The sequence below is a fragment of the Halorubrum sp. SD690R genome (assembly GCF_005435035.1).
GTDB lineage: Archaea > Halobacteriota > Halobacteria > Halobacteriales > Haloferacaceae > Halorubrum > Halorubrum ezzemoulense.
In genome coordinates this window covers 1-10,680 of record NZ_SGTV01000053.1, presented here as the reverse complement: position 1 = coordinate 10,680, position 10,680 = coordinate 1, and the positions used below count along the sequence as shown (strand labels likewise).

Below are 10,680 nucleotides of genomic sequence, written 5' to 3'. Positions count from 1 at the left end.
GCGACCGCACCGCAGACACGCTCCGACCGCCTGCCGGTTGTGAGAACAGCAGATCCCCGGACGGCGTAATCATTTTATCGCTAGACGTGGTTTGCCCGGGTAGCAGCGTTTCCATAGGTGAAATCCTTATCGAGTGATATATTTCGGCTCGGTCGAGGTCAATTCACAGATATTAAACAATGAAGAGAGAACGTTCAGATATGTATGAGACTCCGTTGTATTTGATGCTAATCGGGCTATCTCTCATACTCGTTTTTTCCGGGCCCTCAAATGGTGCCCTTCCAGCTGTCCTCCAAGCTACCGGTGGATTAATCGCCATCAGTAGCGGTGGAGTGCTTCTCAGAGATGTGTTCAGTCACTCGACAAATAACGGGTAAGCACCCTTCAGCGACCAGCTGTTTCAGACGATAATATATCTGAAGGACAGGATTTCAACAGAGCCCGATGAGTAAAAAAGAGCTCCCAGCAGCGTGGTATTTATGGAGAATCGAGGAGAGCGGCTCGCGCTTTAGCGCGGGGAGGGTGTCAAGACTGTGCGTCAGTATCGATATCGACGCCAGTGTACCGGCTCAGAGCCCCTAGCTCGCCAAACTCGGGCATGTCCACCCAGTCGTACGAGAACCGTTCTGCGGCCGGGTACGCGTAGTTGATCATCGCGCAATCTTCCCAGTTGGCCTCCTCCATCTGGATGAGCGCCTCCTCCCAGCGCTCCCTGGCGGCGTCGTCGCGGGTCGAGTTCTCTTGCATCGTGTTCCACGAGTCGCGAGCGGTCTGTGAGGCCTCGGTGTCGACCCAGTTGAGCGCGACGAGCGGGTTTCCGCTGACCCCCTCGTTGTCCGTCGAGCGGGTGTTCGGCGGATACAGCAGCGCGAGGACGTTGAGCGGATCCGCCCACGACATCCCCCACTCGCCGAGCCCGGCCGGTCGGTTGCCAGCAAACTCGCGGTCAAGCAGCGTCGAGAACGGAGCCGTGCTGATGGAGACCTCGATGTGCGCAGCCGAGAGGCGGTCCCGGAGGTCATTGGAGATCTGCTCGTAGGTGGTGTCCTCGACGTTGAGAATCTCGAACTCGTACGGGTCGTCGTCGCTGTAGCCGGCCTCCTCCATGATCAGGCGGGCCTCCTCGATGTTCGACTCGTTGTATCCGTACGGGTAGTTCTCGCGGGCGTGTTCCTCCGCCGCTTCCGGGCCGCCCGGGAAGAGGGTCGCAGGCGTCATGTGATACCCCGGCTCGACTCGGCCCTTGTACGCGCTGTTGGCGATTTCTTCGTGATCCATCACCCACGCAACGGCCTTCCGAGCTGGCTCGATCACTTGGTCGTTGTTGAACAACATGAACTGCGTGCTCAACCCGGAAATCCGGAGGTAATCGACCATATCACCGTTCTGTACCGGCCCGTACTCACCAACTTGAAGGCCGTTGTCTTGCGTCTCGTTGACCGTCGCCAGCTCAGGATCATATTGGGCGGTCGGGATCGAGAACGCGTCGACGTTCCGGTTCATCGCGTAGTTGTACTGGGCGTTGGTGTCTTCGATCACCTGCCAGTGGACGCGGTCGACCATTGGCGCCTCGCCGTGGTACTCGTCGAAGGCAGTCACTGCCATCTCCTCGCCAGACGTCCACGTGTCAAACTCGAAGGGGCCGGTTCCAACCGGCGACGTAGTGAACTCGTCGTACTCCATTTCACCGTCATACCCCTCGAGGTCACCGACGATTCCCTCTGGAAGGACGGCAAACGTCGCGTCTGACATGATATCGAGCGCCGCGTAGTATGGTGATGACAGCGTCACCTCGACCGTCCTGTCGTCAACAGCCTCCACGGCCATCGATCCGGGGACGTACTCTCCCTCTTCGTTTGTCTCGTGTTCGATCCCAAGGTCTGAGAGCAACAGGAACGCCGACGAGGAATCTGGAGACGCTGCGACGCGTTCCCAAGAGTATACAACGTCGGCAGCTCCGACCGAACTCCCGTTGTGAGCAACTACGTCTTCAGTGAGTGTGAAGGTGTACGTCAGCCCGTCATCGGAAATTTCGTACTCAGTCGCGAGCTGGTTAACAACGCCTGACTTTCCTTCCGGCTTCCCAACAAGCCCGTCGAAAACTTGGAAGATGACCTCATTGGCAGATGAAAGGACATTTGCTGGCGGGTCGAACGTGTTGATCGACGCGTTCAACAGGCGCAGCGTTTTCTCGCCATCGCTGGTTGTCTCAGCGCTCTCATCGTTGTCTTCACCATCAGTCGCGTTTCCACCGTCGTCCAACTCGTCTGGGACCTCTTCGTCGCTTCCTCCCGAACACCCAGCAACGGCCGTCATTGCTGCGAGCGCGCCAGTCGACTGTAAGAACCTTCTTCTTGTGCGGTCCGAATCGGAATTCGGCATGACTATGACAAATATGGTAGGAATTTAAATCCTGATGTGATTAGCCCTTTTTGGTGTAAGGACAAGTATTATTACATGATAAGATTATACGATGTCCTAGCAAATGGGACGATGGGAGTATTTTCTCAAGCGCGTGCTTTTGATGGTGCCGATTGTCTTTCTCGGCACGACTGTAACGTTTCTCATCCTTCGGGTGGGACCAATTGACCCCGCGGCCGCGATCATCGGGCCAAGCGGCGACACGGAGGCGTATGCCGCTATCAGGGATAGCCTTGGACTCGATCAACCGCTCTGGATTCAGTACGCGGAGTTCATGCGCGACCTCCTGACGCTCCAGTTGGGAGAATCGTGGGTCGTTGTCCGCGGCCAGTCAGTGTGGGAACTCGTCGGGGTTTATGGCCCTCGAACCCTGTGGCTTGGGTTCTGGTCTATCCTCATCCCGATATTTGTCGGGCTCCCGCTCGGGTTCTATGCTGGGCTCAACCCGAATACGCTCGCTGACTACATCGCCTCTTTTGGCGGGATAGTCTGGCGAGCAATGCCAAACTTCTGGTTAGCCGTGATATTCGTCAGTGTCCTCACGCAATCGGACGCGTTGTTCGGATTCAGTTGGGGGGACTGGCTTGTTGAAACACAGATCGTTACCCCGCCCGACCTTTCGGGGCTGTGGGAACCGACACAGTTTCTTGGTGCGTTGAAAGCGATCCTTCCAGCAGCCCTGGTCCTCGGCTCTGCGTCCATGGGCAATGAGATGCGAATCGGGCGTACGGCGGTGCTTGAAACAAAAAACGCAAATTATGTTGAGATGGCGAAAGCGAAGGGAGTGCCCGGGAGACTCGTCGTTTGGAAGCACATGTTCCGGAACGCACTCATCCCGCTCGTTCCTGTCATTACTGGAGAGGCGTTCCTCCTTCTCGGTGGATCCGTGCTCGTCGAAACTGTGTTCGCAATTAACGGGCTCGGCTACCTCTTTTTCCAAGCAACGATTAATGGAGATGTCCCGCTTGTCGGGTCGTTGATGTTTTTGTTCATTCTGCTCTCCGTCGGGATCAACATTCTCCAGGACTTCCTGTACACCGTGATTGACCCACGTGTTGGATACGACGGAGGCGCATAATGGGAGCTGACACTGACGTCGGGTCGGGCTCGACTCGCACTGGTGAGTTCCGAGAAGAGGTTAGTCGTCCTGAGGGCGATCGCGACCTACCGCTGTCTGAACGGATTACGCGAAATCCAGGTCCCGCAGCGACGTGGGCCGCCGTTGTTGCCGTCCTCATCGCAGTCGAGTTTGGTGCGATCGTCAGCGGGTTGCTGTCGGTGCCCCCGTGGGGGTGGGTCGGCGGGCTGGTCCCAGGAGTCGTCGAACCGGTTGCGGCACTCCTCGCCACAGTCGCCGAGCGGGGAGCCGAGCTGCCGACAATCACCTCTCGCTCTGTCATCGACAATACCGGATACCAAACGCCGAGTGGCTGGGAAGGCACAACGCTCGGCCTTTCACCAGCGGTAGCGTGGGCCCTCCGGGTGGCTGTAATTTACACGTACTCATTCACCTGGCTGCTCGTCGGGTGGTGGGGGTACACGCTGTACCGGCGTCATTACCGGATTCCTGACTGGACGCCGCGTGACGACGTTGTGAACCGATTCCGCCGACACTCGTGGGGGCTATTTGGTCTCACAATCGTGTTCGCGTTTGTCGTCATGGCGCTGTTTGCGCCGGTGCTGGGTCCGACAACTGTCGATCAGAACATCGAGAATCCATACGAGAACCGCATTGATTATTACAACGATGAGACGGGACAAGTCGAATCGATTTTTGTCGGCGAAGCCAACGGTGATACACAGTCTCGCGGACAGGGCGACAACAACGTTGGACCGCTTGAATACGATCAGTACGACCGGTTCCACCCGTTCGGAACACTCCCAGACGGCAAAGACTTGTTCACCTTCATGGCGTCGGGAGCTCGGGTGTCATTGCTTGTTGGGCTCACCAGCCTCGGCATTGCCGGTGGGTTTGCCATGGTATTTGCGATGCTGACGGCATACTACAAGGGACTTGTTGACCTTGGAGTTGTGATTGCTGGTGACTCAATCCAAGCGATGCCCCAACTGTTGTTTATCATTCTCGCGTCGTTCGTCCTTTCCGACACATGGATCGCAGAGGTGTATAACGGCGGGCTCGTCCTCGCGATACTGTTCGGTATCACCGGCTGGCCGGCGCTATGGCGAGCCGTCCGTGGCCCGGCACTCCAAGTGTCGGAGCGTGAGTGGATCGACGCTGCGAAATCGTACGGGCAGCGCCCGCGAGTGACGATGCAAAAGCACATGCTACCGTACGTCGTTGGCTACTTCCTCATTTACGCCTCCCTCTCACTCGGCGGCGTTATTATCGGCATTGCGGGGCTCTCATTCCTTGGCCTCGGAATCGAAGCACCGGTACCTGAGTGGGGCCGAGCGGTGAGCGCGGGACAGCCGTATGTCGCCACGCAGTCATGGCACATCTCGCTCATTCCGGGCATTCTCGTCGTGATCATCGTAACCGGATTCAACGCGCTTGGCGATGGGGTCCGAGATGCGATCGACCCAGAGAGTGACATCGGTGACGGTGGCAACGAGAACGTCGCTGCTGGGGGTGGTGCCTGATGAGCCGACACGCACGCGATGACAACGTGCCATTGAACGCTGATGCGACATCGAGCCGTGACCTAGCGCTCGAGGTGGAAAATCTACGTACCGTTTTCCACACTGAACACGAACAGATCCACGCAGTCGACGGTATCTCATTCAATATTCGACGCGGTGAAACCGTCGGACTCGTCGGCGAGTCTGGCAGTGGAAAATCCGTGACTGCGCGGTCAATACTCGGACTGATTGAATCGCCGGGTGAGATCGATCCAGCATCCGCAATTCGATTTGAGGGAGATAATATCACGGAGTACACTGAGTCAGAGTACGAGTCGATTCGCGGCGACGGGATCGCGATGGTGTTCCAAGACCCCCTTTCGACGCTGAATCCGGTATACACCGTTGGAAACCAAATTAAGGAGGCTCTGTCGCTTCATCAAGACCTTCGTGGTACTGCGGCGACAGAACGCGCAATCGAACTGCTCGAGGAGGTCGGGATTCCGGATGCGGCCCGCCGGGTCACTGAGTACCCGCACCAGTTCTCCGGAGGCATGCGCCAGCGAGCTGTGATCGCGATGGCGCTCGCCTGTGCGCCGGAGGTCTTGATTTGTGACGAGCCTACCACTGCGCTTGACGTCACGATTCAAGCACAGATTATTGACCTCCTCATGGACATCCAGGCAGAACGCGACCTCAGCATTTTGTTTATCACGCACGACATGGGTGTCATCGCCGAGGTAGCAGACCGTGTCAATGTCATGTACGCCGGAGAGATAGTCGAATCAGCGCCGGTTGAACCGCTATTTGCGGAGCCAAAGCATCCGTACACGCGAGGACTACTGCGAAGTATCCCCAGCACTCAAACTAGTGGCGACCGCCTCGAGACGATTAAAGGCGAGGTGCCAACACCGAATGAACCCGCAAGCAGCTGTCGGTTCGCTCCACGATGCCCAAAGTCATTCGAGGAGTGTTCGGAGGTCGCACCAATCCCGACCGCTGTGGGTGACGACCCGGATCATGACGCGGCGTGTCTGCTCTATCCCGAGTCAATGACGACCGACGAGGCAGTAGCTCATCACCGGCCAGCTGATGATGGGGGCGAGCAATGAGCGGCGAGAGTTCTGGAGGTAGCGAGACCAGCCCCGAGATGCGCAATATTTCAGACAGCAACAGCACAGCTAATGACGATGTACTGCTGTCGGTCCGTGATCTAAAGACACATTATGAGGAACGCTCGTTGTTCGGCGGCGACCCGGTCCGAGCCGTGGACGGTGTTAGTTTCGATGTGAGGCGGGGCGAGACGCTCGGTCTCGTTGGTGAGTCTGGCTGTGGAAAGACGACGCTCGGGCGGACGCTCGTCCGGCTTGAGGAAGCAACCGATGGCAACATCGTCATCGACGGTGACGACATCACTACGCTGTCGGGTGATGCCCTCCAACGCTGGAGACGCGACGCACAAATCGTATTCCAAGACCCAGAATCGAGTCTTAATGACCGCCTGACGGTAGGCGAAATCATTCGAGAACCCCTGAATGTCCACAACTGGAAGACGCCCGCCGAGCGCCGACAACGCGTCAGAAATCTCCTCGAGCGCGTCGGCCTCCGTGAGGAGCACTACTACCGGTATCCGCACCAGTTCTCCGGTGGCCAACGGCAGCGCGTCGGGATCGCTCGGGCACTCGCCGTCGAGCCTGATTTCGTCGTCCTCGACGAGCCGGTTAGTGCGCTCGACGTGAGCGTCCAAGCGCAGATTCTCAACCTCTTGATGGACCTCCAAGAGGAGCTTGATCTCACGTACTTGTTCATCGCCCACGATCTTTCCGTCGTCCGCCACATCTGTGATCGCGTCGCCGTCATGTACCTCGGAAAAATAATGGAGTTCGGACCGACAGAGCAGCTGTTCCAAAAGCCCGAGAACCCATATACCCGGTCACTACTATCGGCTGTTCCAACCCCAGACCCGACGGTCGAACGCGATCGGACGACCCTTCGCGGGACACCCCCGAGTCCCCGTGATCCGCCTAATGGGTGTGTGTTCTCGACCCGCTGCCCAGCGAAGATTCGACCCGACGGCTTCGAAGAGCTATCCGAACATGACTGGGATGCGATCGAAGTGTTCCGCGAGGTGCTCCGCGAGCGCTCACGAACAGATCCATCTCTCTCCGAACGAGCCCGTGAGCTACTGGGACTTGAGACCCGGCTCCCGGATGTCGAGGAAGCCGCTGGAGAACTGTTTGCCAGCCGGTCGTTCCCTTCTGATGTACAAGAGCCAATTCAACAGTCCATCGAGGCCGCCAACGACGGGAATGAGGAGCACGCGAGAGAGATCATTACAGCAGCACTCGGTAGTGTCTGCGATCGTGAAGCCCCCTCGCTGCTGGCGACTGGCCGGACTGACAGCGGCCGATCCAGTCGCTGCCATCGCCACAAAGAGGAGTACGCTGACCCAGACGCTAGCGGATCGGATAGTCCCCAGTCGTGAGCTCAGTAGATCGATCTGATGAATGGGTCTCGGAGTTGAGCTGGGCTGAGGTAATCGCCCGGCGGGTGCTTGACGCAACGGTGTACGCACTCGTCGTAACAGCCATAGCACTCGTTGTCGGTGGTGTGATTCAGACAATTACTGGAACAGTGGCGGACGTGGTGTTGTTTACTTTCATACTCGGGATCGTTGTTCTGGGGTACGCGACGTACTGTCTGCTTCCTGGAAGGCCGTGGCATGTTGAGCACACTGAATCGGGCATGGAGCTGACTCGGCATGATCGAACGCAAACTATCGGTAGCCGTGAGGTGACTCGCTTTCAAGCCGTCGTACAGTCAGTTCCGCCGCTCAGATGGTACATGCTCCCACCGGAAGAGCGGTATTCGCCGGCGCTAAAGCTGTTTGCCGCTGGAATCTGTATCCTGTTGACATCGATCGGAATTGAAGCGCTTTTTGTTTGGTAGCTGCTAGCGGACGCGGCCCCGATGTGGAACAGACTTTTGGAAGGTGCCCACGCCCGTAGGGACATGACACGTGACGAATCAGCAGGCGTTGATACGCAAGCCCGAGAGGCCTGGAAGCGGACACTTACAGATGCCGCCGACCTTGCCGAACGTCGCGAGACAGCAGGGTGGACTGTTCTGTATACGCAGTCGAGTGAGACGACGGTCGTGACTAACCCTGATGAAAAGGAGTACGCCTTCCGCCATCTCGTACCCGATGAGGATGCCGACCAGATTAGCGACTGGGTCGCAGACGGAGACTTTCCGCAGTACGATGTCCATAGGGCCACAAAAGCTGGAACCGTCTTTCTCGTCATCGAAATCTTGGACCCCGAACAGGAGCGGTGTCTCCTCATCGCCGCCGCATATCCACTTACTGCGATTGGTGGCGTTAGCGAAACAATTGGTGACCATCCCGTTCAGACACGGATCCGGCAGCTTGACGGCACCGTCGTCGCATCATTCGAACACACTGATAGCGAGAAGTTCCTTCCGTCCGACGCAGGGGGGTTGACTGGCCGTCAAAACTGAACATCACCGGGATCGAACCCAATCGCACTCGTTTGGCTGGCCGTAATCGAAGAATCGATGTCCTGGCGTAGCCTAACAAGGACTATCGCCCGTTTTTGAGTGGGTCTCCTCAAGCACGCGGCCGCCTTCGCCGGTCGTGACAATTACTATATCACCATTGTCCCTCCGGATAGGTGACCTCGGCCTCCAGTACAGTTCACTGTCAGTAGGGATGGAACTACTAATGTACTATGTCACCGTTTCATTGGCTCTGTTGAAACACTCAGAATTTGATATTTTACACTCCAAATCACTCAGTACAGAGGCTGAGTACAGCAGACCGAATCTGTTCTGCTAATCGATCGGCGGTGGACTACCGTTGAACTGAGTGTGAGCACCGTCAACCGATAATCTTGCCTACATTGTACTGATACTCGTAGCTGTGCTCTCCCACTTGTTCGTACCCTTGTGCCTCATAGAACAGCACTGCGTTGCGTGAGGCCCACACCCCTATCGACTCGATATCCTGCTGGAGCGCCTTCCTCTCTAACTCGCCGTAGATACGCGACCCTACTCCGTTCCGAGCGGCCGATGGATGGATATAGATGGCTGTAATCTCTCCCTCAACTTCGGTCTGGAGATACTCGCCCGCCTCGGGTTTCATCCATCCGAATCCGACTACATCAGTTACATCCTCGGCAACAACAAAATACGTGTCTTCGGATTCGATTGGGTACTCCTCCGGGTCGCGGCCATGGGCCCATGCTGCCACCTGTTTCTGGGTATAACTTTGCTTTCCTAATTCCTCGATCGAGGAGAGATGTACATCACAGATCTGTCGGGCATCTTCGGCTACTGCCTCGCGCACGGAGATATCCATATCGCAGTCTTAGCGAACAAACCAATAATTGCTTGTGTGGACTGCGTTCTTCGGATTGGATTACTCTGACTAACCCTCTTACAACATACGCGCTTTGTATCTCGCACGGTTGGCGAGACATTTCCCTGAAATGGCAGAACCGTCGGTGTTCGATACGCAGGCTTCATCGACCGACTGTTTTAGCTAAGAATCTGTCTGAAGAATGGGATGTTAACAGATCCACACCACGGCGACAGTTCGATGACACCCGCTACAGAGACGTAGGAGGTGGGTACACTAAGACGCTCGTCCGTGAACACGGAGCTATGCATCAGTTCGGCTCTCTTCCGTCGCTTGCGGCGGTTGCTGACGGCGTGCTCACGGGCCATCTTTGGCTTACCGAATATCTTGCTGGCGGCCACCTGCGCTTCCGGATGCAGCCGTCCGGCTTGCTACAGTTCGGCGACCGAACCACGGTGTATGACGATCCGGAGGCGCTTCCACCACAGTACCGCCTCGCCGTCCGCTCCGTCCGCGAGCAGTTCGATCGGGAGGCGTTTCGTGCGACCGACATTGACCCGTCCGCTGTTGTCTTCCATGGTGTCGCAACGTTTACCACCGGTTTCGCCTACGATTGGGATCGGCTTCCCCCATTTGTGGGCCACGATGTGTGGGTTAGCGACGCCGAACAGTACCGGCCCCCAGATGCTGTCGACACAATCTTCGAAACACTCGGGCTCGAAGCTGTCAACACCATCGCCCGGGAGCGACGCGCCCGCGATTTTGATCCGACGACCTACACAGTCCCACCATCTGCGTGGGGTGACAGGACCGCTACGGGTGTCGTTGTCCGCGACAAGACGACCGGTCGGGGCATTATCTGGCCTGACACTGCTCCGACCAGCAACGTCCCGCATGAGACAGACCTTGAGACGCTTGTCACAGAGTTCGTGACACCAGCGCGTCTCGATCGGATCACAGCCACAATTGCTCCCCCCGTGACAGTTGAACAGTTGGCCACACGTGTTCACGAGCACCTCTGGCATGAGGTGTTTGGCTCTGTCATCGAGGTTGAGCCCCCGGTCGCCCTTGACGTGATCCGGCAGGAGTGTCGGACGTATTTAGCGGCCGACTAACTACAATCCTATACGAGTTTCCGGCCAGCAGGTTGTCAGCGACAGAGATGTACTCGCGAGGCTCTGTTGACTCGATGGAAACGCTGCTACCCTAGCAGAGCGTGAAACAAGATATGGGGCGCAAGAGACCGACCTGGATTTCGTGCCACAGAGCACGTTCTGTTGACTGGTCCGTGTGCGAAAGAA

General features: G+C 57.2%; 9 protein-coding genes. 7 read left to right on the top strand and 2 right to left on the bottom strand.

The annotated features are described in order from the left end of the window. Positions 1 to 525: 525 nt before the first annotated feature. Positions 526 to 2,316, bottom strand: a complete 1,791-nt coding sequence (locus EXE41_RS17695) for an ABC transporter substrate-binding protein (protein WP_158294438.1) — start codon at positions 2,314 to 2,316, stop codon at positions 526 to 528. 169 nt (positions 2,317 to 2,485) lie between these two features. Here EXE41_RS17695 and EXE41_RS17690 point away from each other — a divergent pair, with 169 nt between their 5' ends. The 6 genes from EXE41_RS17690 (at position 2,486) to EXE41_RS17665 (ending at position 8,520) form a co-directional block, all read left to right on the top strand. Further along, entirely contained in the window at positions 2,486 to 3,499 is a 1,014-nt protein-coding gene (locus tag EXE41_RS17690; RefSeq protein WP_049933236.1) for an ABC transporter permease, read from the top strand. Further along, the gene (locus tag EXE41_RS17685) at positions 3,499 to 5,022 is read left to right on the top strand and encodes an ABC transporter permease (protein WP_137691676.1); all 1,524 of its coding nucleotides are present in this window, start codon (positions 3,499 to 3,501) and stop codon (positions 5,020 to 5,022) included. Before EXE41_RS17690 ends, EXE41_RS17685 begins: the two co-directional genes overlap by 1 nt. Beyond that, positions 5,022 to 6,113 (top strand): ABC transporter ATP-binding protein, encoded by a 1,092-nt coding sequence (locus EXE41_RS17680; protein ID WP_080508691.1) that lies wholly within the window; start codon positions 5,022 to 5,024, stop codon positions 6,111 to 6,113. The genes EXE41_RS17685 and EXE41_RS17680 overlap by 1 nt, the downstream gene beginning before the upstream one ends. A gap of 38 nt (positions 6,114 to 6,151) precedes the next feature. Then, a complete protein-coding gene (locus EXE41_RS17675) occupies positions 6,152 to 7,486 on the top strand; it encodes an ABC transporter ATP-binding protein (RefSeq protein ID WP_080508695.1) in 1,335 nt (444 codons plus the stop codon). Further along, on the top strand, positions 7,483 to 7,950 hold the full coding sequence (locus EXE41_RS17670; protein WP_198943799.1) for a hypothetical protein: 468 nt from the start codon (positions 7,483 to 7,485) through the stop codon (positions 7,948 to 7,950). The genes EXE41_RS17675 and EXE41_RS17670 overlap by 4 nt, the downstream gene beginning before the upstream one ends. Positions 7,951 to 8,013: 63 nt before the next feature. Continuing rightward, the gene (locus EXE41_RS17665; protein WP_049933232.1) at positions 8,014 to 8,520 is read left to right on the top strand and encodes a hypothetical protein; all 507 of its coding nucleotides are present in this window, start codon (positions 8,014 to 8,016) and stop codon (positions 8,518 to 8,520) included. 379 nt (positions 8,521 to 8,899) lie between these two features. Here the strand turns inward: EXE41_RS17665 and EXE41_RS17660 are convergent, their stop codons facing one another. Then, the gene (locus tag EXE41_RS17660; protein ID WP_137691675.1) at positions 8,900 to 9,379 is read right to left on the bottom strand and encodes a GNAT family N-acetyltransferase; all 480 of its coding nucleotides are present in this window, start codon (positions 9,377 to 9,379) and stop codon (positions 8,900 to 8,902) included. Positions 9,380 to 9,684: 305 nt separating this feature from the next. Between EXE41_RS17660 and EXE41_RS17655 the strand changes: the two genes are divergently transcribed. Continuing rightward, the gene (locus tag EXE41_RS17655; RefSeq protein WP_137691674.1) at positions 9,685 to 10,494 is read left to right on the top strand and encodes a hypothetical protein; all 810 of its coding nucleotides are present in this window, start codon (positions 9,685 to 9,687) and stop codon (positions 10,492 to 10,494) included. Positions 10,495 to 10,680 lie beyond the last annotated feature (186 nt).

Coding starts and splice junctions, on each gene's coding strand:
- EXE41_RS17665 (WP_049933232.1), top strand. CDS start 8,014: ATGACACGTGACGAATCAGCAGGCGTTGATACGCAAGCCCGAGAGGCC.
- EXE41_RS17675 (WP_080508695.1), top strand. CDS start 6,152: ATGCGCAATATTTCAGACAGCAACAGCACAGCTAATGACGATGTACTG.
- EXE41_RS17680 (WP_080508691.1), top strand. CDS start 5,022: ATGAGCCGACACGCACGCGATGACAACGTGCCATTGAACGCTGATGCG.
- EXE41_RS17690 (WP_049933236.1), top strand. CDS start 2,486: ATGGGACGATGGGAGTATTTTCTCAAGCGCGTGCTTTTGATGGTGCCG.
- EXE41_RS17695 (WP_158294438.1), bottom strand. CDS start 2,316: ATGACGGCCGTTGCTGGGTGTTCGGGAGGAAGCGACGAAGAGGTCCCA.
- EXE41_RS17685 (WP_137691676.1), top strand. CDS start 3,499: ATGGGAGCTGACACTGACGTCGGGTCGGGCTCGACTCGCACTGGTGAG.
- EXE41_RS17660 (WP_137691675.1), bottom strand. CDS start 9,379: ATGGATATCTCCGTGCGCGAGGCAGTAGCCGAAGATGCCCGACAGATC.
- EXE41_RS17655 (WP_137691674.1), top strand. CDS start 9,685: ATGCATCAGTTCGGCTCTCTTCCGTCGCTTGCGGCGGTTGCTGACGGC.